26 protein-coding genes, 1 pseudogene and 1 riboswitch are annotated in these 23641 nt (G+C 41.6%); of the genes and pseudogenes, 8 read left to right on the forward strand and 19 right to left on the reverse strand.

Features of this window, described 5'->3' with window-relative positions:
• Positions 1 to 124: 124 nt before the first annotated feature.
• On the forward strand, positions 125 to 616 hold the full coding sequence (locus C6W18_RS12280; RefSeq protein WP_017367028.1) for a CotY/CotZ family spore coat protein: 492 nt from the start codon (positions 125 to 127) through the stop codon (positions 614 to 616).
• Between the two features lie 210 nt (positions 617 to 826).
• Positions 827 to 1270: a CotY/CotZ family spore coat protein gene (locus C6W18_RS12285; protein WP_034325107.1), complete on the forward strand. Its 444-nt coding sequence runs from the start codon at positions 827 to 829 to the stop codon at positions 1268 to 1270.
• 39 nt (positions 1271 to 1309) lie between these two features.
• On the opposite strand, the gene C6W18_RS12290 is transcribed toward C6W18_RS12285, so the two are convergent.
• The 10 genes from C6W18_RS12290 to C6W18_RS12340 form a co-directional block, all read right to left on the reverse strand.
• The gene (locus tag C6W18_RS12290; protein ID WP_105927733.1) at positions 1310 to 1885 is read right to left on the reverse strand and encodes a CotO family spore coat protein; all 576 of its coding nucleotides are present in this window, start codon (positions 1883 to 1885) and stop codon (positions 1310 to 1312) included.
• 113 nt (positions 1886 to 1998) lie between these two features.
• Complete coding sequence (gene fabI, locus C6W18_RS12295; protein ID WP_003211867.1) at positions 1999 to 2775, reverse strand: enoyl-ACP reductase FabI; 777 nt, start codon at positions 2773 to 2775, stop codon at positions 1999 to 2001.
• A 280-nt stretch (positions 2776 to 3055) separates the two neighbouring features.
• Positions 3056 to 3862: a bifunctional hydroxymethylpyrimidine kinase/phosphomethylpyrimidine kinase gene (gene thiD, locus C6W18_RS12305; protein WP_105927734.1), complete on the reverse strand. Its 807-nt coding sequence runs from the start codon at positions 3860 to 3862 to the stop codon at positions 3056 to 3058.
• 17 nt (positions 3863 to 3879) lie between these two features.
• Positions 3880 to 4893 (reverse strand): thiazole biosynthesis adenylyltransferase ThiF, encoded by a 1014-nt coding sequence (locus C6W18_RS12310; protein WP_105927735.1) that lies wholly within the window; start codon positions 4891 to 4893, stop codon positions 3880 to 3882.
• Entirely contained in the window at positions 4890 to 5657 is a 768-nt protein-coding gene (locus C6W18_RS12315; protein ID WP_034322849.1) for a thiazole synthase, read from the reverse strand. The genes C6W18_RS12310 and C6W18_RS12315 overlap by 4 nt, the downstream gene beginning before the upstream one ends.
• Positions 5658 to 5661: 4 nt before the next feature.
• Entirely contained in the window at positions 5662 to 5865 is a 204-nt protein-coding gene (thiS, locus tag C6W18_RS12320; protein ID WP_034322851.1) for a sulfur carrier protein ThiS, read from the reverse strand.
• Positions 5862 to 6974 (reverse strand): glycine oxidase ThiO, encoded by a 1113-nt coding sequence (gene thiO / locus C6W18_RS12325; protein WP_105927736.1) that lies wholly within the window; start codon positions 6972 to 6974, stop codon positions 5862 to 5864. The genes thiS and thiO overlap by 4 nt, the downstream gene beginning before the upstream one ends.
• Complete coding sequence (gene tenI / locus C6W18_RS12330; protein ID WP_105927737.1) at positions 6958 to 7575, reverse strand: thiazole tautomerase TenI; 618 nt, start codon at positions 7573 to 7575, stop codon at positions 6958 to 6960. Before tenI ends, thiO begins: the two co-directional genes overlap by 17 nt.
• Positions 7550 to 8260, reverse strand: a complete 711-nt coding sequence (gene tenA, locus C6W18_RS12335) for a thiaminase II (RefSeq protein ID WP_105927903.1) — start codon at positions 8258 to 8260, stop codon at positions 7550 to 7552. Before tenA ends, tenI begins: the two co-directional genes overlap by 26 nt.
• Positions 8261 to 8340: 80 nt before the next feature.
• Positions 8341 to 8450, reverse strand: a riboswitch (TPP riboswitch).
• 53 nt (positions 8451 to 8503) lie between these two features.
• Positions 8504 to 10354: a monovalent cation:proton antiporter family protein gene (locus tag C6W18_RS12340; RefSeq protein WP_105927738.1), complete on the reverse strand. Its 1851-nt coding sequence runs from the start codon at positions 10352 to 10354 to the stop codon at positions 8504 to 8506.
• Between the two features lie 162 nt (positions 10355 to 10516).
• Between C6W18_RS12340 and prpE the strand changes: the two genes are divergently transcribed.
• Positions 10517 to 11260 carry a bis(5'-nucleosyl)-tetraphosphatase PrpE gene (gene prpE / locus C6W18_RS12345; protein ID WP_105927739.1) on the forward strand — a complete coding sequence of 248 codons (744 nt, stop codon included), beginning with the start codon at positions 10517 to 10519 and terminating at the stop codon, positions 11258 to 11260.
• Between the two features lie 41 nt (positions 11261 to 11301).
• On the opposite strand, the gene C6W18_RS12350 is transcribed toward prpE, so the two are convergent.
• The 4 genes from C6W18_RS12350 to C6W18_RS12365 all read right to left on the reverse strand — a co-directional run bounded on the left by C6W18_RS12350 (position 11302) and on the right by C6W18_RS12365 (position 14107).
• Positions 11302 to 12168 carry an RluA family pseudouridine synthase gene (locus tag C6W18_RS12350; RefSeq protein WP_105927740.1) on the reverse strand — a complete coding sequence of 289 codons (867 nt, stop codon included), beginning with the start codon at positions 12166 to 12168 and terminating at the stop codon, positions 11302 to 11304.
• Between the two features lie 44 nt (positions 12169 to 12212).
• Positions 12213 to 13013: an NAD kinase gene (locus C6W18_RS12355; protein ID WP_008355343.1), complete on the reverse strand. Its 801-nt coding sequence runs from the start codon at positions 13011 to 13013 to the stop codon at positions 12213 to 12215.
• A gap of 65 nt (positions 13014 to 13078) precedes the next feature.
• Positions 13079 to 13708 carry a GTP diphosphokinase gene (gene yjbM, locus C6W18_RS12360; RefSeq protein ID WP_034322868.1) on the reverse strand — a complete coding sequence of 210 codons (630 nt, stop codon included), beginning with the start codon at positions 13706 to 13708 and terminating at the stop codon, positions 13079 to 13081.
• 33 nt (positions 13709 to 13741) lie between these two features.
• Positions 13742 to 14107, reverse strand: coding sequence for a UPF0738 family protein (locus C6W18_RS12365; RefSeq protein ID WP_105927741.1), 366 nt, complete (start codon positions 14105 to 14107; stop codon positions 13742 to 13744).
• A gap of 236 nt (positions 14108 to 14343) precedes the next feature.
• Between C6W18_RS12365 and C6W18_RS12370 the strand changes: the two genes are divergently transcribed.
• The 5 genes from C6W18_RS12370 to C6W18_RS20090 all read left to right on the forward strand — a co-directional run bounded on the left by C6W18_RS12370 (position 14344) and on the right by C6W18_RS20090 (position 17762).
• On the forward strand, positions 14344 to 14922 hold the full coding sequence (locus tag C6W18_RS12370) for a CYTH domain-containing protein (RefSeq protein ID WP_105927742.1): 579 nt from the start codon (positions 14344 to 14346) through the stop codon (positions 14920 to 14922).
• Between the two features lie 21 nt (positions 14923 to 14943).
• On the forward strand, positions 14944 to 15708 hold the full coding sequence (locus C6W18_RS12375; RefSeq protein WP_105927743.1) for a lytic transglycosylase domain-containing protein: 765 nt from the start codon (positions 14944 to 14946) through the stop codon (positions 15706 to 15708).
• Between the two features lie 277 nt (positions 15709 to 15985).
• Complete coding sequence (locus C6W18_RS12380) at positions 15986 to 16384, forward strand: globin domain-containing protein (protein WP_008355333.1); 399 nt, start codon at positions 15986 to 15988, stop codon at positions 16382 to 16384.
• Positions 16381 to 17292, forward strand: coding sequence for a ClpXP adapter SpxH family protein (locus C6W18_RS12385; protein WP_034322878.1), 912 nt, complete (start codon positions 16381 to 16383; stop codon positions 17290 to 17292). Before C6W18_RS12380 ends, C6W18_RS12385 begins: the two co-directional genes overlap by 4 nt.
• Before the next feature lie 296 nt (positions 17293 to 17588).
• Positions 17589 to 17762: a hypothetical protein gene (locus C6W18_RS20090; RefSeq protein ID WP_034322881.1), complete on the forward strand. Its 174-nt coding sequence runs from the start codon at positions 17589 to 17591 to the stop codon at positions 17760 to 17762.
• Positions 17763 to 17871: 109 nt separating this feature from the next.
• Here the strand turns inward: C6W18_RS20090 and pepF are convergent, their stop codons facing one another.
• The 5 genes and pseudogenes from pepF to C6W18_RS20645 all read right to left on the reverse strand — a co-directional run.
• Positions 17872 to 19698, reverse strand: a complete 1827-nt coding sequence (gene pepF, locus C6W18_RS12390) for an oligoendopeptidase F (RefSeq protein WP_309219514.1) — start codon at positions 19696 to 19698, stop codon at positions 17872 to 17874.
• Positions 19699 to 19912: 214 nt separating this feature from the next.
• Positions 19913 to 21076 (reverse strand): competence protein CoiA, encoded by a 1164-nt coding sequence (locus tag C6W18_RS12395; RefSeq protein WP_105927744.1) that lies wholly within the window; start codon positions 21074 to 21076, stop codon positions 19913 to 19915.
• Between the two features lie 162 nt (positions 21077 to 21238).
• Positions 21239 to 22759, reverse strand: coding sequence for a cardiolipin synthase (gene cls, locus C6W18_RS12400; protein WP_105927745.1), 1521 nt, complete (start codon positions 22757 to 22759; stop codon positions 21239 to 21241).
• 86 nt (positions 22760 to 22845) lie between these two features.
• On the reverse strand, positions 22846 to 23508 hold the full coding sequence (gene mecA / locus C6W18_RS12405; RefSeq protein WP_105927746.1) for an adaptor protein MecA: 663 nt from the start codon (positions 23506 to 23508) through the stop codon (positions 22846 to 22848).
• A pseudogene (locus C6W18_RS20645) lies at positions 23490 to 23595 on the reverse strand (adaptor protein MecA); the annotation flags it as partial. The pseudogene C6W18_RS20645 and the gene mecA, both read right to left, overlap by 19 nt.
• Between the last annotated feature and the right edge of the window lie 46 nt (positions 23596 to 23641).

Genomic DNA, 23641 nt, shown 5'->3' on the forward strand with positions numbered 1-23641 from the left:
TCTGCTTTTCTTTTTATCAAAAATACAACAAATATAAATAGTCATTTACCCACACCAACTAGAGGGCGCATACATATGTTGTTAAGGACTAAAGTCAAATACCTTGTTAAAGGAGCTGAAATCCATGAGCTGCGGAAAACACCATGGCCGACATGATGAAAACTGTGTATGCGATGCGGTTGATAAGATTTTAGCAGAGCAGGAAGCTGTAGAAGATAAATGTCCTACGAGCTGCTACAGTAATTTATTAAGCCCGACAGTTTCTGGAAAAGATACAATTCCGTTTTTACTTTTTGATAAAAAGGGCGGATTGTTTTCTACTTTCGGAAACATTGGAGGATTTGTTGACGATTGCCAATGCTTCGAATCCATCTTCTTCCGGGTTGAAAAATTACACGACTGCTGTGCTACGTTATCAGTATTAAGACCTGTTGATGTACACGGACATACGCTGAGCGTGTGTCACCCTTGTGACCCTGACTTCTTTGGTCTAGAAAAAACGGACTTTTGTATTGAGGTTGATTTGAACTGCTTCTGCGCGATCCAATGTTTAAACCCAGAACTTGTAGACAGAGTCATGCCAACGAAAGATAAAAAACATCATCACCACGGCTAAACAAATCGTCCGTTGACCTAACTTGTCATGAGTCAAAGCATCCCCTTCCTTACGAATGACAACCAATCATGCGGAGGAGTCAGCAAAAGAGCTGCCGCTTCCGCATTGATTGAACCAAAAGGCTTCAACAGGCGCAACACAACATATCGCTTGTAGATGATGACAGTGCTCAAATACTCAAACAAAATTCCTTGTATAGGAGGGTTGAATATGAGCCGCAAACATTCATGGAACTGTGTAGCAGAGGCTGTTGAAAACATTAACGACTTACAAAATGCCGTCGAAGAAGAATGCCCGACTAGCTGTTACAGCAATCTTCTTTCTCCATCACATTCATTAGGTGACACTGTCCCGTTTGTTCTATTTACATCCAAATCAAAACCATTTGTCGCATTCGGAAACGTCGGAGAAGTAGATGCAGGACCTTGCTTCAGCACTGCATTTTTCAGAGTCGAACACATCTCTGATCACTGCGCAACACTCAGCTTGCTTATTGCATTTGACAAAGACCGTCATATTTTAGATTTTACAGATAAAGATTCCGTATGTGATGTGTTCCGATTAGAAAAATCGAAGTATTGCATCGAAGTGGATCTTGACTGCTTCTGCGCAATCGAGTGCTTAAATCCACGACTCATCAACCGTAGCTGCTAACAAAAAAAGTCCCTAAATGGGACTTTTTTTTCATATACTTTAAAAGCCAAGCGGATGAATGGAAGTGATCTCTTCAATCGCTAATTCAACTGGATTTCCGCCACCTGCTGTACGAATGATCACCGTATTTTCCTTCCTATCCATTATAATCCCTCTATATGTTTTACCATCGGCTTCAATCAGGCAAAGTGCTCTTGGCATATTATGAGGCAGACTTGTGAGAAAGTCGACCTTCTCGTCAATGCTCATTTGACTTAAAGGCTTTTTCACTCGTTTTCTTCTTGGTTCTTGTTTTGTTTCATGAAATACGCCTTCTGGCTGCTTTTCCTCTTCTTTCAGAGGCTCTCGTTCTTGTATAAGCTCTGCCTCTTGTGTGACCTTTTGTTCTTCCTGAAGTGCAGGCGGCTCTGCTTCTTTTTTCTGCTCTACTTCCTGTGATACAGGTTCCTGCGCACTTTCTTCGATCGTGTCTTTAGTGCTTTTTTTGTTTTCTGGCGGTTTTTCTGACTTCTTTCGCTTTCTCACAATATCTTGCATGGCCGGCTTTGATTCATCATAGCTCGGCTGAACAATATACATAAGCGGCTTTTGATTCTCATCACCTTTATTTGACATACTAATCCCTCCCGAATGATTCATTCCTTATATATATGAAAGGATGCTTCGAATCAGAAGAAAAATAAAAAACAGCATACCAGTCATTGGTATGCTGCAAGTCATTTATTCGTTTAGCGGGCAATGATATGGAAGCCAGAATCAACATGCAGATTCTCACCTGTCATGCCGCGAGATAGATCACTGAATAAGAATAATGCTGTATCGCCAACTTCTTCAGGAGTCGTTGTACGGCGAAGCGGTGCACGCTCTTCAATATCCTTCAGGATCGTATTAAAGCCGCTGATGCCTTTTGCAGATAGAGTACGAATTGGGCCAGCAGAAATACTGTTCACGCGGATACCTTCTGCTCCTAGATCAGCTGCTAAATATTTCACACTTGCTTCAAGTGCTGCTTTCGCTACACCCATTACATTGTAGTTAGATACAACACGCTCTCCGCCTAGGTATGTAAGCGTCACAATGCTTCCGCCCTCTGTCATCAATGGACGTGCAGCTTTTGCTACTGCTGTTAATGAGTATGCGCTAATGTTGTGCGCCAAAAGGAACCCTTCACGGTTCGTGTTCAAATATTCACCGACAAGCTCTTCCTTGTTTGCAAACGCAATAGCATGTGCAACACCATGAATGACTTGTACTTTTTCTTTAATTGTAGCAAAGCATTTTTCGATTTCTTCATCACTTGTCACGTCACAAGGAAGAATAATTGAATCATCACGCTCAAGTGTGCTTGCAAGCTCTTTCACAGATTCAGCAAGACGGTCTCCAACATAAGTAAAAATCAAACGAGCTCCTGCTTCGTGTAGTGAACGAGCAATTCCCCAAGCGATGCTTCGTTTATTGGCAACACCCATGACCACGATATTACGGCCTTCTAAAGAAAAGTTCATATGTATTAAAGCCTCCCATTTTTTCAAGACATAGTATTAGTACCTGATCATAATATTATCATAGATCATGAGATAATGACAATTTTCGCTCGAAGAAAGTTTCTTTTTAGCCCTATGTCTTCTTTTCAGCGTGATAGAAAGCCCTTGAAGTCTAGGAAAGATGAGTACTGGCGCGGAGCGAATTTTGACATCCGTGAGCACCAGCACGCAGGACTGAGAAAGAATGCGAGGGTTTGTCTACACGATGAGACCGCCCTCGCAAGTGAAGACGGTCCAATTTTTATCCTTTGATCCTGTTTTGCTGATAAGCAAAATGGTTGGTAGGCCCGTGACCAGCGCCAATATGCAAAGGATATTTAATCGCTTCATGGACAAAAGTTTCCGCAGTTTCAAAGGCTTCCTTCATGGAACATCCTTTGGCTATTTCTGCTGTTAATGCCGCTGCAAAAGTACAGCCTGTGCCATGTGTATGTGGTGTATCAATATGTTCATTTGTGACTTCAATAAAGCCTTTTCCATCATACAACAGGTCTGTGATCAGGCCGTCAAATGGACCGTGTCCGCCTTTGATCACTACGTATTTCGCGCCGAGCTCATAAAGACGTTCTGCTGCTAGGTAGCGATCCTCTTTTGTTTGAATGCGTATGCCTGTCAGCACTTCTGCCTCAGGAAGATTGGGCGTTACTGCATAGCTGACTGGCAGTAAGTGTGTTTTCATTGCAGAGACAGCATCCTCATTTAATAAAGAAGCCCCACCTTTTGCAATCATGACTGGATCTACAATCAGCTTCAGCTGATACTGAACCGTTTTTTCAGCAACCGTTTTGATCATTTCAGCACTCCACAGCATCCCTGTTTTGACGGCATCTGGCAGTAAGTCTTCTGCCACTGCATCTATTTGACTTATTAACGCCTCGATAGAAAGCGGAAATATACCATGAACGCCAAGTGTGTTTTGCGCTGTAATCGCTGTGATCGCAGACATTCCATACACACCGAGCTCCTGGAAGGTTTTCAAATCTGCTTGAATTCCTGCTCCGCCGCCAGAATCCGAACCCGCGATGGTTAATGCCTTTTTAATCGTCATTTCATCACACCCTCTCATTAGCCAATCCATTGATGATAAATGGTTCTCGCTTTGGCAATATCACTTGTACCGTGTACAAGTGCCCTGCCATCTTTGAATAAGACGAGCTTGAACTCGTCCTTTTGACAAGAAAGCAAATACGGATTTTCAAGCACATCCATCCCTGCTTTCTTTAGCCGAAGGGCCACTTCATGTAAAGGCGGTGGCGTCCCTGCTGCACTGCGGATTTGCACCGTATTGCGGCCACAAAGTACGTCTGCCTTCGCTCTCTGGTCATATGAGAGAAATGGATATGTCTTCAATCCACAGCTTGGACATTGCTCCTTCTTTAAAGACGAGACGGACCGAATGTCAGACCGTTCATTTGTCCATAAATCAAAGGATCTTAATATCGGAGTCACTTGATGTCCTGTTAAACATTTAAGAGCATCTGCCACTTGATATGCCGCCACCTGCTGCACAACCGGACTAATAATACCTGCTGTATCACATGTCATGCCTTGTGCAGGTAAATGCTCAAGCAAGCAGTGTAAACACGGCGTCTCTCCCGGAATGACAGTGAATTGAATGCCATAGCTGGCTACACAGGCTCCATAAAAGAAAGGAATTTGATGTTTGATGGCTGCATCATTTGCGATCATTCGCACCTCAAAATTATCAGCTGCATCCACGATGATCGAAGCCCCGCTGACAAGTTCATCAATATTTTGAGCGGTCACATCAATGACGATTCCTCTTACGCAGACTTCACTGTTCACCTGCTTTAGTCTTTTTTCAGCCGCCACAGCCTTTGGTAGCCGGTCTTGCACATCTTGCTCTGTGTAAAGCTGCTGACGCTGAAGGTTGCTCCATTCAATATAATCTCTATCCAAAATGGTGACAGATCCCACGCCAGCACGAACAAGCATTTCAGCACTGGCTGTTCCAAGTGCTCCCGCTCCAATAATGACAGCCTTTGAGGCGTTTAACTGCTTTTGCCCATCTGTTCCGATCGGCGAAAAAAGCTCTTGACGTGAATAACGTGTGCTCAAAACGCTGGCATCCCTTCCTGCGGACTGCTGGCTGTACCATAGTTTTTCAGCGGAATACGTCCTGCCTCAAAACCTAATCTTCCTGATTCAATGGCCAGCTTCATCGCTTTGGCCATTTTCACAGGGTCCTTTGCACCAGACACGGCGGTATTGAGTAATACAGCGTCAGCCCCTAGTTCCATCGCATAAGCAGCATCCTTAGGAGAGCCTACACCCGCATCAATAATGACCGGCACCTTCGCCTGCTCGATAATAAATGAGAGATTCAGAGGGTTTAGTAAGCCTTGACCTGAACCGATTGGAGAGGCCCCTGGCATGATGGCGTGGACACCGAGTTCTTCTAATTTTCTTGCCAGTACCACATCATCTGATGTATACGGCAGCACGATAAAACCTTCTTCCAATAGCATTTCAGATGCTTTTAGCGTTTCGACTGGATCAGGTAGAAGGGATCTTGAACAGCCAATCACTTCTACCTTGATCATGTCACACAGCCCCGAAGCCTTCGCTAAACGGGCAATGCGCACCGCTTCTTCCGCTGTACTTGCGCCTGCTGTATTTGGAAGTAATGTATATTTTGATAAATCAAGCTGCTCTAAAAAATTCGGTTGAGATGCTTCAAAAATGTTCATTCTTCGCACAGCAAAGGTCAAAATTTCAGCTTCTGATACGTTCACTGCTTCTTTTTGAACCTCAAATGATGGATACTTTCCTGTACCAAGTAATAGTCTTGATGTGAATGTTTTTCCGCCAATGTGTAGCATTTTGTCATCCTCCTCCTACAAAGTGAACGATTTCGATCGTGTCATTTGGTTGAATTTCTACTTGTTGAAACGCTTCTTTATCAATAATTTCTTGGTTCTTTTCGACGATCACTACACGATTTTCAAGCTGATAGGCTGATAGCAGATCATAGATCGTTCCATTCTCTTTATCGAAATCAACAACTCTGCCATTCAATTGAATTTTCATATAAACAGTGCCTCCTTTCGGCCAATGCGAAACGCATGAAGCCATTCCTCTTGGACAGGCTTGCCTAATATCAGGTCGCGAATGATTTCTCCAGTAATTGGCGCAAGTAAAATGCCATTCCGATAATGTCCCGTTGCAAAAAGAATACGCTCATCTTCCGGGTGTCTTCCGATATAAGGATGCCGGTCGCTTGTCGCCGGGCGAAGTCCTGCCCAGCATTGATCAATCTGCATCTCCTTTATAGAAGGCATGAGCTGAGACGCTTTTTGAATCACAGCTTCAATGCCGCCAAGTGTCGGAACAGCCTGCCAATCATTTGGCTTCATCGTTGCACCAATTACGAGCTTTCCGCTATCTCTTTGAACGATATAACAATGATCATGGTAAATGGTGTGTGCGAGCGCTGGGCCGCTATTCCATACAGACACACATTCTCCTTTTACTGGATAAAGAGAATAAGATAACCCTAGCTCTTCAAAAAAGCGGCCAGACCATACACCACTTGCTATCGTAAGGTCATCACATGTGAATGTGCCATTAGCTGTTCTGACAGTGATTGCTTCTTTGTCCCGCATGACTTCGATCACAGGTGTAAACTCCTTCACATCTGCCCCGTACCGAACAGCTGCCTGCCACAATGCCCTGCATACCGCATAAGGCTCAACATGAACATCCTCTTCAATTAAACCTGCTCCCATGATGTCATTTGCGATTTGCGGCATACGTTTTTTCACACAACTTGCCTCAAGCCACTGAAACGTAGACAAATGCTGCATCCGGCAAAGTGTACGTTTTTCTTCTTCTGTAAAGGCTACCTTCATAATACCGCCCGCTGATTTTCGAATATCAATGCCTGATTCATGCTGAAGATCAACTTTTAATTTTTCATATAATGCCTGGCTTGCTCTGCCTACCTGAAAGAAAATATCCTCATGACCCTCTCCTTCAGCATGTGCACCGAGCATCCCAGCAGCCGCACTCGTCGTTTGCTTCCCTATCTCATTCGCCTCAAGTAAAAGAGTCTGCTTTCCTGCTTTTGCGACGTGATACGCAATGGACATCCCTATGATTCCACCGCCAATGATTGCAACGTCATAATGCTTTTTCATAAGGATTCTCCTTTAGCTTTTTAGAAAATGCTTGGGCCTTGATGCGCGGCTGATGGTGAGTGAAAATTCCTGACATGACAGCAATCCCTTTCACATTCACGTGCAGCAATTCTGGGATTCGATCAGGCGTCACCCCGCCAATGACCACCACCGGAATGGACAGCGCAGAAGTCAGTTCTTCCACAAGCTTTACGCCTCTCGCCTTAAGTCCTGGTTTACATGAGGTGTTATATACGTGCCCAAACATGACATACTCTGCACCGTTTTCCTCGGCCGCTTTGGCCTCTTCTATCGAATGAACAGACACACCCGCATGAAGGTGAGGAAATTTTTGTCGCAGCTCCTTTGGCGAAAAGCTGTGGCCTGGGAGATGTACCCGGTGAATATTGGTGAGCAGCGCGACGTCTACTCGGTCATTGATGACGAGTTTCTCTTTCGGTACACCTTCTGAACGGAGTTGTTTCACGAGATCAACAAGCTCACTTGCTGTTTTAGACCGTTCCCGGATATGAATAAAGTCCACTTCAGATTCAATGGCTTTTATTTGCTTGATCAGCTCATTAACAGGAAACGAATCATTTGTCACTGCGTGGAGTTCCATTTGCACCAACTCCATCTAAGCATGCTGTTTGCCACGTTTCCTTTTTATACGCCATCTCCCAGAAATGGTATTCGTAATAGCTTGAAATCACAAAATTTTCTTTCATATTGGCCCGTACATGTTCTGGTGCTTTTTCCGCGAGTTCATCAAAGCGGTTGACCTGTTCAAAGACAAGCTCTTTAAACCAATCCCCTCCATATGTCAAAATCCATTCTTGGTAAATCGAATGGTCAGGTGTCGTTTGTTTCAGCTTTTCCCCCACCTCATAATATAGCCAGTAGCACGGCAATAACGTGGCTAAAATTTCTTCAAATCGTCCGCTTTTCACAGACCTGTACATATGTGAGGTATACGCATAAGCAGTGGGTGAAGGCTTAAAGCTGTCGAGTGCTTCGTCAGAGATCTGAAGAAGCTCTGTGAACTTTCTATGCAGGGATAGCTCTGCTTCATACGTGCCCTGCGCATGATACGCCATTCTGCCCGTCGTATGTAAGTCCTCACTAATGGCAGCTCCATATGCTTGCATCTTTGCGAAATGAGTTAAATAATACGAATCCTGCATCACGTAATAGGTGAACCGATCGAGTGAAAGTGTGCCATCTCCAATTCCTTTCACAAAAGGATGCGTAAAGCTTCCATTCCACCATGTTGCTGCTGCCTCTTTACATTCCTTTGAAAATGTCATGTTCCTCTCTCCTCCTGTTTCTTCATATAAAAAAGCCACTTTCCGCGTGGAAAGTGGCTTGGAATTTGTAAAAAGCATAGTCAAAAACCGCACCACTTCCCTACGCAGGTATGAACCTGTTCAGGTAATGAGGGTCTAAAAGTCGACACTTTTATCTCAGCCCTTTTAAAGGACTCCCCTAGTGGATCAAACATATGATGTTGTACCTCTATCTTAATCAGGAATTGTTCATTGGTCAAGGGTTCATTGCAACTCTAATTGGGCTCTAAGTCCTGCCACATATTCCCGGGAACCTGACACAAGCACGCGGTCTCCGCTTCTGAGCGCCGTATCTCCGTGCGGTACTAAGCTGTCTATCCCTCTAAAAATACGGACAAACACCAAATCGCCGGTAAAAGGGAATTCCCGCAGCATGACATTGTGATACCGATGATTGTTCATTTGAATTTGATACAAAGAAGAATCCTCATTTGTTAACAATCGAATCGCATCAGGCGCTTCAATTAACGCTCTTAGCACCGTTTTAGATGATAGGAAATTAGAAAAAGTATCAATGCCCGCTTCCTTCAGCGTCAGCTCTGCTTCCGCTTTGTTAACACTTGCAATGACTTGTTTCGCCCCTTCTTCTTTTGCAAATAAAGCAATTTCCTTATTTTTTGTCTCACTGCCTGTTGCTACGACTAGAACATCCTCCTGGCCGATGCCTGCCTTTCTCAGCGTCTCATCGTCGTATTGCTCAATCGCTTCAACTTCAAAGATCGAATCGGCAGCAAGCTGTGCTTCTTTATTTTCTTGAAACACATGCAAAATACGGATGTCATATTCATCCTGATGCAAATCAAGTGTTACGGGTAAAGTCAGCTGGTTTGCCCCAATAAAGGTCACACGCTTTTTTTGATTCGTTTCTTGTTCTTTTTTAAACAGCGCTTTAAACCAAACAGGCGTTAAAATACTCGTCAACACAGCGACTAAAATCAATGCGCCTGACATTTTATGATCAATGACACCAAGCCGCTCCCCAATCGTCGCAGCTGCAATGACAAGTGATAACGTCGATGTTAATAAAAAGCCGGAGCCGATGACTTTTTTCATGTCATACCATTTTTTCAAATAAAGAATGGGAATTAGCTTACTAAGCAGTAATGCAATAAACAATAGCGGAATCATGATCATAATGGTTGGGTCCTTGAACAGTGCCCATATATTCAGGTCCACACCGACCATCACAAAAAAGATCGGGATTAAAAATCCGTAACCAAATGAGTCGAGCTGCTGGACAAGCTCTTTATTTGGCGAAAGGAGGGACACGAGCACGCCTGCTAAAAACGCCCCAAGAATATTTTCAGCACCGAGTGATTCAGATAAGGCAACTAAGACTATAATGAGAGTAAAGATTGCCCTTGTCCCAATTTGCACCGTTCCTTTTGACATGGACTGAAAAATGGATTTTGTCTTAAATACTCGGCCAAATAAATAAAGAAGAATGCCCGCTGCAAATAATAATAACAGCAGCCACATGTTCCCTGTTCCATCGCCATAAATGGAGGAAAACACAGCAAGTAAAATCAGCGTCACCAAATCAGCAATAACGGCCACAAGCAGAATGATTTGACCAATATTCGTCTGCATCAACTTTTCCTCTTTTAAGGTTGGAACCACTACACCTAATGAGATGGTGGAAATGATGAGCGTCATTAAAAAGGCATTTTCGATAAACCCTGCGAGTACAAACGCATAGGACAGGATAAAGGAAATACAAAATACCCCAAGAAAAATAATGGTGGCTGCTTTAAACGTATTCGGTTCTTTTAGACCATTTGGAAGTTCTCTTGCTTTCTTCTTTGATTCAAAAGAAGAAAAATCTATTTCAAGTCCACTTAAAAACATCAGAAAAATAAAACCAAGCATGGATAACGTATCTAGCCATGCGTCATGTTCGACAACTAGTTGAAACCCGCTTTTTCCAATGATGAGCCCCATGATAATTTCAGCGACAACGACCGGAATGGTCAGCTTAAATCGGTGCAATAAAATGGGGGTGAAAAAGGCTACGATAATAACGACAACGAGTGATGAAACAGATGTATGCTCCATTGGCTAAAGCCTCCTAACATTCATATTTAATTTTTTAAGTCTTACGTTAAAGCATTGATTCTAACAATTGCCTAAATGAAATGAAAGCCATTCGTTATATTTTCTAAAATTCAAACTTCTTTATACCCGATGAATTGATGAGAAAGATCAGGAGGAAACCTTATGAAATTCGATATCATTGGTGATATCCATGGCTGCTACGAAGAGCTGCTTACCCTCATATACAAACTAGGATACGAACTCAAACATGGATTACCCGTCCATCCTGATAAGAGAACACTAGCACTTGTCGGTGATTTAACAGATCGAGGGCCTCAATCAGTAGACGTGATGCAATTTGTCATACATGCCTATTCGCATGGAGCGATCCGTTACGTACCTGGAAACCATTGCTTTAAGCTTTATCGCTATTTAAAAGGAAATCCCGTTAAATTACTGCATGGCATTGAAACAACAGTGAACGAAATAAAAAAACTGCCGCTTCATGAAAAAAACAAATTATCATATGAATTTAAACAGTTATTTGAGAAGGCTCCGCTTTATGATGTGCTGATTCCAGATGAGCTGATCATTGCACACGCAGCGATGAAGGAAAAGGATATTGGAAAGAAGCCAAATAAACAGATGCGATCTTATCTATTATTCGGTGCTGTCACAGGAGAGATTTGGCCGGATGGACGACCTGTGCGGAAGGACTGGGCAAAGGAATATGAAGGGAAACCATGGATTGTTTACGGTCATACACCAGTGAAAGAACCTCGATTTGTTGGCAGAACAGTCAATATTGATACAGGCTGCGTTTTTGGCAATCAGCTGTCAGCTCTTAAATATCCTGAGCTTGTAACTGTCTCTGTCCCTTCATCTATGCCATATGATGATTCTAGATTCCAACATTTCACATCATAAAAAACCCGGCCCTGCTTTGCAGGTGACCGGGTTTTCATTCTTTAAAGAAGCAATGCCTTCATGTCAGCTGGCAATGGAGCCGAAAATGTCATTTGCTCACCTGTCATCGGATGAGGAAAGACAAGGGTTTCACTATGCAGCGCCTGCCGATCCATTCTCTCGCTCGTTCCGCCATACAGCGTATCACCGATGAGCGGATGACCAAGATATTGCATATGCACACGAATTTGATGTGTTCTTCCAGTTTCAAGTACAAGAGACACATCCGACATGTTCAAATCAGCGTCTACCTGTCGCACTGTATAATGCGTCACTGCCTCTTGACCATCCTCATCGACCATGCGTTCAATGATACTATCCCCTTTTCGGGCAATTTTTGCACGAATGGTTCCATGCTTTTGTGCAATTATGCCCTGTGTAAAAGCTCTGTATGTTCGCTTGACTTCCCCTTTTTTTTGCGCTTTTGATAAAAGGCTGTGTGCAAAGCGATGTTTGGCGACAAGCATCACACCAGATGTATCACGATCAAGACGGCTCACCAAATGAACCGTCAGCCGAACAGACTGCTCAGCATAATGGTAAAGCAGACCATTCGCAATACTATGCTCAGGGTGCTCTCTAGAAGGAATAGATGGGATATATGGCTTCTTATTCAGCACAAGCACATGCTCATCCTCAAATATTATATCCAGCGGAATCGGAGCTGGTTTGAGCCCTTCACTCACTTTTTCCTCAGGAAATAAAATGGTGAGCCTGTCTCCCTCGTGCAGCTCATATCTCACGGTGACATGCTCTCCATTAATCAACAGATCACCGCCATCAAATTTAATATCAGTCAGCATTCTTTTCGAAATACCAAGATCAATTAAATAGTCCTTTAAGGGCAGCCCCTTTTCTTTGGCTGTCATGGTTTTGGTTAGCGTAAAGTATTCCAGCGAGAACGACCTCTTTCTTATTCTCCTTTTCCGATAAAGGAATCTTGCACCCTTTTCCAAAATGGAAATGGTCTAAATCGGGCAAAACGAACATTCTCGTCTGCCACTCGACATTGAATAGATTTAACATCTTTATGAAGCAGCGACAAATGATCAATTGTTACCTGAAAATCAACATCATTAATTGGTTTGATCACACAAGTATGATGGTCTGGCAAAATCAGCGGTGAACCGACCGTTCGGAATACTCTATTGTTGATTGAGGCCATTTCTGCCAGTTGAATGGCTCTAATGGAAGGGTGGATAATGGCGCCCCCAAGTGCTTTATTATAGGCCGTACTGCCAGATGGCGTAGACAAACAAAGACCGTCACCTCTGAAAGTTTCAAAAAGCTGACCCCTAATTTCAACATCTGCCACAAGCGTGCCTTCCATACTTTTAATCGTACATTCATTCATTGCTAAATATTTCTCTTCCCGGCCGCCGTCGTTATATCTAACGATGACTTCAAGAATAGGATATTCCACAATATGATAAGGCGTTTTGGCAATCGCTAGGACAAGCTTTTCGATTTCACTTGGCACCCAATCAGCATAAAAACCAAGATGACCTGTATGAACACCGACAAAAGCTGTTTCATTTAAGCGGTTGCTATAGCGGTGAAAAGCATATAAAAGGGTTCCGTCTCCTCCAACAGTAATGACAAGATCCGGTTCCTCTTCATTTAATTCCATTCCAAAATCCAATAAGTAGGTCTGAATTTTATTTTTGAGTGTGTCAGATACAGAATTCCCTTTCGAAGAAACTGCAAATTTCATGAATTCTTCTCCTTTTTCACCTTGCTGCTATGAGAGGGCAGCATCATATTTGATCAAGCTTAGGCTCAGCTATCGTTTTTCTTTTTCCGGGAAAACGCCACTTGTGCTTCTTGAATTTCCCCTCTGATTTCAGACATCTCATCATCAAGAAGAGATGCTGCCTCAGAAGCTCTTTGAAGGCGCTGCTTGACCTTCTCCGGGATATTCCCGCTATATTTATAATTCAGAGAATGCTCGATGGTCGCCCAAAAGTTCATGGCAAGCGTACGAATTTGGATTTCGACCAGGAGCTGCTTCTCTCCATTGACTGTTTGCAGCGGATATAACACAACAAGGTGGTACGAGCGGTATCCGCTTTCTTTATGTTCTGCAATATAGTCGCGTTTATCTACAACCACAAAGTCTTTTCGTGACTGGAGCATTTTTTTTACAACTTGTATATCTTCTACAAACTGGCACATAATGCGAAGCCCAGCAATATCCTGCATTGTTTCAATCTCATGCATCGGGATGTTTTTACGCTTTGCCTTTTCTAATATGCTAGCAACGGGTTTCACTCGGCCTGTGACAAATTCTACTGGTGAATGGTCATCCTCAAATTCGTACAGCTTTCGAATGCCTTTTAGTTTCACTTTTAGTTCTTCAACTGCTTGTTTATACGGTGCGAGGAATTGATCCCATTGTTTTTTGTCCATGAAACTTCCCCCAATTCCAAATACCTAATTATTTCAGAGGAATGTGCTCTTCACTTTCTCTTCCATATCTCCGTAATTGGCATTGTCTTTAATATTGTCGATTAAATAGTTTAATTCCTGATGAAGTTGAATGAGTTCTAACGATTGTTCTTCCGCCGCCAAATAGACAGGGATGTCAAGATTCATTGCTTCTTTTATTGGAGCCCATGTATGTTCCCCTAAAATAAGATACATAAAAGACTCCTCGGTTTCGAGTATGTAAACGAACGCAAAGTGATCAGAATCAACAAGCATTTGTCCTGATGCTTTTGCTTTTTGAATTTGCTCCTCTGACTGGATCGTCAAAATCAGCCTGTCTTCTTTTAAAGTTGCTTCTGTGATTTCAATTCTGTTTTGCATCATGATCTCCTTTACAACAAAGTACAGCTTTATTTTATCATATCAAGTTCAATATTGATAAACCGAACTTTTTGCGAAAATACCGTTTTCTTCTTTTATATGATCATTTCACATGATTCAGCTTAAATGTTAGTACTTGTTAAAGGACTAATTAAAGAAAAAAATAGACTTTTACATAGAGAACACACATCATGTACAATATGAATATTTCCTCTAAATGAAAGGTTGATGTCAAGATGGCACAGGAAATTGAAATCGAACTAAAGCAATTATTAATGAAAGAAGAATTTGAACAGCTAAAACAATATTTTCAATTGAAGGATGCGGATTTCCGCACTCAAACCAATTATTACTTTGATACACCTCACTTTGATATAAAATCTCAATTTGCTGCATTAAGAATGAGAGAAAAAGACGGTCAGTGGGTTCTCACGTTAAAAGAACCACACGAGATAGGCTTGCTCGAAACCCATCAAACGATAGCTCCTCCTACTCGCGTTGACGATTTTGAGCTGCCAGAAGGTGAGGTGGCGGACCGGTTAGACCACCTGAACATTCAAAGGGATCAAATTGTGTATTTTGGTTCGCTTGAAACATCAAGAGCAGAAAAAATGATCGAAGAAGGCTTAATTGTTTTGGATCACAGCCGATATTTAACAGTAGAGGACTATGAACTTGAATTTGAAGTGAGTGACTTAGAAATCGGACAAGCCGCATTCTCCGCACTGCTCCATCAATTTCAGATCCCAGCACGAAACACGAAAAACAAAGTGGTTCGTTTTTATGAAGAGAAAATGAAAACACAAAATAGATGAATTCCTTGAAGGAGGAACATGATGAACGTCAATCAACTTCAATCCTTTATGCAGCTTCAAGCGCTCAAAACGTTACAATCGGATAACGGACAATCGCAAATGCAGACCGGCCAAGAATCGAGTGCTCAAGCTTCATTCCAGTCGCTGTTGCAAGATTTTTTAGGCGGATCAGAACTATCACGTCTCCCGCTCTCAATCTCTGCTTTTATGGGAACGGATCCATCAACGGCTCCGAACACACAATATGCGCGTACGAATCCATACCTATCTGCCATCGCCGGCAGTGATCAGCTTCAATCTCAGTCTTTATATGCTGATGACGCTCAATTAAATACGGCAAATGGCATTGGAAACGTCTTAAACAACAATTATACGCCGCCGCTTCAAAAAGCGGTCTCAAGCGGTTCATCAAAAGAGATTAATCAGATCGTGTCACAAATGGCTGAAAAGCATGGCGTCCCAGAGAAGCTGATCCACGCGGTCATCAAGCAAGAATCCGGCTATCGCTCGAATGCTGTCAGTCATGCAGGTGCGCTCGGGCTCATGCAGCTCATGCCGTCTACTGCTAAATCACTTGGCGTGAGTAATGCCTTTGATGCGGCCCAAAACATTGAAGGCGGAACGAAGTATTTAAAACAAATGCTTCAGAAATATAATGGAAATGTCTCACTCGCTTTAGCTGCTTATAACGCAGGCTCAGGAAATGTAGATAAATATGGAGGCATTCCACCATTTAAAGAGACACAAAATTATGTAAAGAAAATCACAGCACAATATTATGCCTAAACCGAAGAGAATAACCTCTTCGGTTTTTTGTATGTCGCTTTTCACCCTTTTTTGACCGAATGTGTTATGATATGGTCAATTGATCACGGAACCCGCCTCTCTCTGTATTTCCAATAGGCCAAAGCGGTTTGTTTGTGGAATTGAGTTGAGGTTGTTAAAATAAGTATACAACAATAGAAACAATAAAATAGAACAGACTGAATATCATTTTTGAAATACATGAACTTCGCAATAGGGTGAGTCATCCTATTAGCTACGAGTAAAAGGAGTAGTCAACATGGTACAATCGTTTAACGCACCTTACGAAGCGGTTGGAGAGGAACTTCTATCGCAACTTGTTGATACTTTTTATGAAAATGTAAAGTGTCATCCCTTGCTTCATCCTATTTTCCCGGATGACTTAAAAGAAACAGCAAGAAAACAAAAACAGTTTCTAACTCAATATTTAGGCGGCCCCCCGCTTTATACAGAGGAGCATGGTCACCCCATGCTGCGGGCGAGACATCTCCCTTTTCCGATTACTGAGGAGCGGGCTGACGCATGGCTTGAATGCATGGAGGATGCAATGGATCAAGTAGGACTAACCGGCGATATTCGTGACTTTTTATTTGAGCGGCTTTCTCTGACGGCTCGTCATATGGTGAATCAAACACCTGAAAAGGACGGACGATCTTGAGCTGCAATCAGCACGATCAATATTTCTCACACTGTCACGGACATCCTCAAAAGCCGATTGAAATCTATGTATTCATTGATCCTCTCAGCCCAGACTGCTGGTTATTGGAGCCTTCAATTAAAAAATTGAAGATGAAGTATGGCCGTTTCTTCACTTTACGAACGGTCACAAGTTCGAGTATTAATGCATTGAACCGGAAAAGAAAAAAGCATTTGCTGACAGAAGCATGGGGGAAATTTGCTACCAAAACTCAGACCAAAAAAGAACAAATGCTGTCTGAACAAATTGTAACATCACCCTACCTCGCCTCGCTCGCACTAAAAGCAGCTGAGCTTCAAGGTAGAAAATGCGGAATGAAATTTTTACGTCTCATTCAAGAATCACTTTTTTGCCATCAGCAGGATGTCACAAGTGAACATGTCTTGCTGGAAAATGCAAAAAGTGCTGGACTGGACATAGAGGAATTCCAGCGGGACATCCATTCTCAAAGTGCTGTCAAAGCACTAAAATGCGATATGAAAATTGCAGCTGAAATGGACGTATCTGAACTTCCTACCTTCGCCTTTTTTAATACGGTAAACGGAGATGAAGGATTAAAGATTTCAGGTGCATACTCTTATGATATATACGAGGAAATTCTCTTTGAAATGATTGGTGAAAAACCTACACCTTCAGAACGGCCTCCGATTGAATGGTTTATTGCTTACTTTCAATTTGCCTCTGCAAAAGAGATTGCCGTAGTATACGACCTGACGCTTGAAGAAGTTGAACGAGAAATGAAGAAGCTGGCTTTCGCCAAAAAGGTAGAACGTGTACAAGTACATCAAGAAATGTTTTGGCGCTATAAAGAAGATGAAAATCATTCAGAGCTTGATGTCTACCGCTGTGAGAATGAACATGGGTGCTGACCCATGTTTTTTCTTTACCTTTAATAGGAACATTCGTTCTGTTTTTTAACACGAAGAAACCGCGCCGGGATAAGCGCGGTTTCACTATGTCTTAACGACAACAAAGGGGATGGGAGAAATTTTTCACGGTCAAACAAAGGGGTAATGTTTGTATGTGATTAATTTCACATCTGTAGTATATCAAATTTTGTCGACTTATGACAACCGATATGCTATATGTTCATATTTTTGTCACAAAACATAAGAGGGTTGTCACTTTCATATAGTGAAAGTAACGAAAAAATGGAGGGATTTGCATGCGCAGCACAACCATTGGACTTGTTGCCATTGGCTTATGTTTCTTTTTAAATATATTAGGCTTAATGAAGTTGCTGCCTCTTTATCTGACGTCTCCGCTCTTATTTGCTTCCATTCTCTTTGTGCTCTATCGAATGAACCACCGTAAGACCTTTAAAGGATTTAAAGGTTGATGATTTGCAAGAACGACCTCGTCATGAGAAGAGGTCGTTTTTTGTGATCAGAAAAAAACTCCTGTCAAAAGATGAGCTTACACTCACACGTCTGACAGAAGTCTTTTCATTACTCACCCGTTGTGGAGATGAGTTCTTCCATTTCTTTGAGTTTTTCTTCGAACAATTGACATGCCGCTTCAATTGGTTCTTTAGATGCCATATCAACACCTGCTTTTTTCAGCACATTGATTGGGTAATCGGAGCTTCCTGCTTTAAGGAAATCTGTATAACGCTCCACCGCAGGTTTACCTTCTGTTAATATTTGCTTGCTTAATGCCTGCGCCGCACTATAGCCTGTCGCATATTGGTACACATAATAGTTGTAATAGAAATGAGGGATTCTCGTCCATTCTAATCCGATTTCCTTATCAACAACCATGCCGTCGCCAAAATATTTCTTATTCAGGTCGTAATAAAGGTTCGTCATAAACTCTGGCGTTAATGCCTCTCCTTCTTGTGCTTTCACATGAATAAGGTGCTCAAACTCAGCAAACATCGTTTGTCTGAATACTGTTCCTCTAAACCCTTCTAACAAGTGATTTAACACATACAAACGCTGCTTTTTATCCTCTAAATGATTGAGCAAGTATTCGCCTAGTAACGCTTCATTTGTTGTGGAAGCCACTTCAGCTACAAAAATACTATAGTTGCCATACGGATAAGGCTGGTGCTTTCTTGTATAGTAGCTATGGACAGAGTGCCCAAATTCATGAGCCAGTGTAAATAAATTATCAATATTATTTTGCCAGTTCATTAAAATATATGGATTGGTACCATAGCTTCCTGATGAATACGCACCGCTTCGTTTCCCTTTATTCTCATAAACGTCTACCCAGCGATTGTCGAGTCCTTCTTTTAACACGGACACATATTCTTCTCCTAATGGCGCTAATCCTTTCAGCATATAATCCTTTGCTTCATCGTAGGTTAACTTCATGCCAGCATCTTTCACAAGTGGTGTATACAAGTCATAATTGTGCACTTCATCAAGCTTTAATACTTTTTTACGTAATTCAATATAACGGTGTAATAAAGGTAAGTATTGATGAACTGTATCAATTAGATTGTCATACACTTCTTCCGGAATACTATTTCTTGATAATGCTGCTTCTCTTGCGGATTTGTAATTTCGTACTTTCGCATAAAAATTATCTTTTTTAATCGAACCGCTCAGTGTAGAAGCAAGTGTATTCTTATACTGATCATATGTTTTATAAACGGCTTTGAAGGCATTCTTTCTCACTTCACGATCATCACTGTTTAAAAATGTGATGAAGTTGCCGTGGGTAATTTTCTTTTCTTCCCCATCCTCATCCTTTACAGAAGGGAACGAAATATCGGCATTGTTAAACATACTAAAAGTAGTGGATGCAGATGAAAGAGGTTCAGAGGCTTCAGCTAATAAAGCTTCTTGCTCCTCACTTAAAATATGTGGGCGCTCTTTGTTAATTTCTTCGAGAGCGTGAGAATAAAGTTTTAACTCTTCTTTTTCCAGAATAAATTGTTGCAGTTTATCTTCTTGAATCGATAAAATCTCTGGAACAATATACGCAGATGTACTAGACAGCTGTGTAAATAAATTGGACGCCTTATCATTTAATGCCTGAAATGATGAGTTTGTTGTATCTTCATCGTATTTCATATGCGCATATGTATAAAGCTTGCCAAGCTTTTCAGAAAGTTGATCCTGAAATGTTAGGGCTTCATACAGGACATCAGCAGAATGAGCCAGCTTGCCTTTAAATTGGGCTAGCTTAGGAATTTCTTTTTTTACAGCTTCAAATTCCTTGTTCCATGAATCGACGCTTTCAAAAATATCTTCAAGACGCCATTTGTTTTCTTCTTTTACTTCGCTTCTGTCTGGTAGATGGTTGTTTTTACTTTGTGAAGTCATATGAATCCCCCTTGCATGAGTTGTGTTGAACCAACCTTTCGGAAAGTGAAAGAAATTGGTGTTGTATTTATCTTCTTTGTTTTGAGCTATATTTGTCAAATCATATGCAGAAATAAATACCAAACAGACTAATAAAATGAGAAAAAAGCGTTTCTTTCTATTCAATAGCAGCACCACCTTTTTCTTATCATGATCAAAGTGGGCATGAAACATGCTAATGAAATAAGAAAGCATCTCGTTTTAACACTTCATCTAATGTTTGTATTGGCATTTGATTCGACGTTACTTCATAATTACCCTCTTTCGTCATGTGTAAAAACCCTTGGTAGACGAGTGCTTTTACATATGCGGTGATCACCTCTTTGACTTCTTCTATTGAGACATCTGCATATCGGAGCTTCACTTCTTTTGCCTGCACACACCGATAGATTTCTTTTATAAAGTGTTGAATGGTCATTGGTCCTCTTCCTCTTTTCCTAACCATCCAATCATAAAGACATCCCTGCCAGACATAAACGGGACTTGTAAAGATATACGCTTCTGTCAGTGGGATAAATAATTCAGATGGCAAAAACGGAAATGCCATTTGGTGATGCTCATAAAAAATGTGTCTCAAACGCTTACTTTCATTTGATAAAATGCGAGGAGGCCTCTGCCTAAATTGTTGTATACACCTAAGCCATTGCTTGTTTAATCGATGCTTGCTCGAGGGAGAAGATAGAATCGCCGAAAGTTGACGGTATGCTGAAGGCGGTCTGACGGTTATTGTGGCACATATTTTGGTTGGCTGAAACACGAGGATTTGATCAAGATGGATGAACATTTGCTGAATCGGACAGTAAAAAATCAGTCTCCTTTTCTTCGTTTGCCTTAAGATTCCCCAATGAATGGAGGAGAAAGAAAAGAGCTGTGTAGATTTTCGTTTTAAACGATTTGCACCTATGATCCATAAAGGATAGAGCCCTGCTGCACGGAGACCTTCTGTTCTTTTTTGCAGCTCTTGCTGCGAAATATTCGCACATTGAAATTCGAGCGCATAGCCTGCATCTCCTATAGCGACGGTCACATCAGGACGCTGCTGAACCTTTGAAACATACTTCTCCAGCACCGGTTCATGTCCAAGCCTAGTGAGCCAAGCCTTGATGGCTGCCTTCCCCGCCTGATGATAAGCCGTTTCGCCTGAAGCAGCTAATGGACATGCTGTCAGCTGTTTATGTGCAAAATGATAGACACGATGCTCACCTAGCTTTAATTGTACCTCCTGCCTGCATTCAGGGCAATAAAACTTGCATGTAGCCCTTACATGCTCTAACCGACTTTTCGTTAGATGATGTGTAATTCTGATAAGCTTCCCATTATCCATGATCGCTTCGTTCATTCATTTCGCTCCTTGCTCTTTGATGACCATATGATAGCTTGTTTTCATCAGAGGAAGCGAATATCGAAAATGGACTTTTATCGATTCAAAAGATGATTTCACCGAGCTTTTCCTCGTTAAAATAAAAAATCCCCCTTTTAGAAAAAGGGAGAAATACAATTTTTATAAAAGTGGTGATAATAATCTTGCGGTAGATTCAAACAGCCTCACCCTCAAAGGCCTCTTTGCAAATTCTTCCGGGACAATTTCATGCGACTGCTCTAAATCACCTAAGAAGTCGTTGACCAGCTTCTCTGTGCTTTTCGTTTTATAGAGGAAGGCATTCACTTCAAAGTTCAAATGAAAGCTTCTCATATCCATGTTGGCCGTCCCAATCGAAGCCAGCTCACTATCTACAATAATAAACTTACTATGCATAAAGCCTTGATCATATTCATACACCTTCGCCCCTGCTTCAAGAAGCTCCGGGAAGTATGAACGAGACGCATGGAAGACGATCCGTTTATCTGGATTCTTCGGTGCAATAATCCGTACATCTACTCCACTCAAAGAAGCAATTTTCAAAGCTGACAAAATATCATCATCAGGTACAAAATACGGTGAAGCGATCCAAATTGATTTTTTGGCGGAGATGATCATGGAGAAAAAGAGATTTTTAATGACCTCCCACTGTTTATCAGGACCGCCAGCGATCATTTGTACGCCTTCTGTTGTACTCTCAAGATGGCTGAAATCTTTAAAATATTCCACGCCTGAGCATCTTTCATTGGTCATATAATACCAATCCTGCATAAAAATTTGCTGCAAATCGCGAACAGCCTCACCTTTAATCATCAGGTGCGTATCACGCCAGAATCCATATTGCCTGCTTCTGCCCATATATTCGTCTCCAATGTTAAGGCCGCCGACAAATCCTACTTCCCCATCAATCACCACAATTTTCCGGTGATTACGGAAGTTGATTTTATTATTTAACAAGGGTAGCCTTACTGGTAAAAACGGAACGATCTGAACGCCAGCTTTTTCTAGGTCAGCAATATATTGGCGAGAGAGCTTTAAGCTGCCTACATCGTCATATAAAAAACGGACAATGACGTCATTTTTCGCTTTTTCAATTAAAATGTCCTTTAATTCTTGGCCAAGGTCATCGTGGCGGAGAATATAGTATTCTAGGTGAATGTGATGTTTTGCCTTTTTGATCTCTTCAAAAATATGAGAGAACGTTTCTTCTCCATTTGTTAGCACTTTAGAGGACGTTCGATACGTAATAGGGGTATGTCCAAGTCTGTGGGCCAGCTTAAATAAAAGCTGCTGATGGTCACCCATATGTGTCATTTTTTCAATTGCTTCTCTGTGAATGCGTTCATCTTCCTGGATTAACTGCTCATCCAGCGCCGCTTTCTTTTCAAACAGCCGGCGCTTTTTAATATTGCGGCCAAAGAAAATATAGAACAAAAATCCGAACAACGGAAAGCTGCCAAGCAGGACAAGCCATGTAATCGTTTGGGACGGATTTCGGTTCTCTAAGAAAATGACAAATCCAATGAAGATAATCGATAAAGTGAATAGAACGCTGACGGAACTGAGTACACTGACCGCTAGATCACCGGCAAAAATTTGAATAATTAAATAAGCACCTATCGTAATGATAAGAAAAAATAGAACCTTAACTAAATTTCTCATTTCATTTTCTCCTTGCCGATCTCTTTGTTTAACTATTCATTCAGATAAAAAAGCCGATTCCTCTATAGAAATCGACTTTTTGTTGTTTACGAGAAGTGCTGTTGAATCGTTTCAAGGGCATTCCCTTTCACAATCAGCTGACCGTATTCTTGCAGTCTGTAGATGCTGACCACTGATTCATGGGCATATTCAAGCAGAATGCTGAGCTTATTCTCCACTTGCTCATCTGACAAATCCTCGTGGAAGTCAACATATAGATAATAACGGTTTTCAAACGAATATAAACTTGTGGTAAAATCCTGCATATTTAATTGAGAAAGTGCAATCAAATCTTCAAAGTCATCCAATTTCAATACGAATTGAAGTTGAAGCTTTTTGTCCTTCTCATTATGTTCTTCTTGATCCTGCTCTTCTTTATGAAAATCATCAAGCAGTGCATCTAGACTTTCATCTGTTTGACCTTTTTTATCTTCTGGAATCGGCAATTCGAGCTTTTGTCCATCTTTAGAAAGTTGGGCTTTTGTCACGACAATTTCAAGACCTTTATCAAGTGCCTGTACTTGAATCCAAAGCGGTCCCTCTACTGCAAACTCTTCTTCTTCGTGTACTTCGTCCATTACTTCCCAGAACAGCTCTTCACTGCGTTCACGATTATACCAAATCTCTTCACGGTCAAAACCGCGATCTTCAATATCACCGTAGGAAATATAAAATTTGACTGTATGTTCATTTATTCTTTCAATTTCCATTTTGCCAACCTTCCCTTCTATATAAGATGTTGAAGGGACATACAAGCTCCCAATTAATAGTACTTTACTACACTTTACCCGTTCCGTCTACATGTTAACCGTTTAAAGAATTGAGGTATTGCTTTGTACTGTC

It is taken from the genome of Bacillus sp. LLTC93 (genome assembly GCF_002993125.1).
GTDB classification, from domain to species: Bacteria; Bacillota; Bacilli; order Bacillales; family Bacillaceae; genus Bacillus; species Bacillus zhangzhouensis.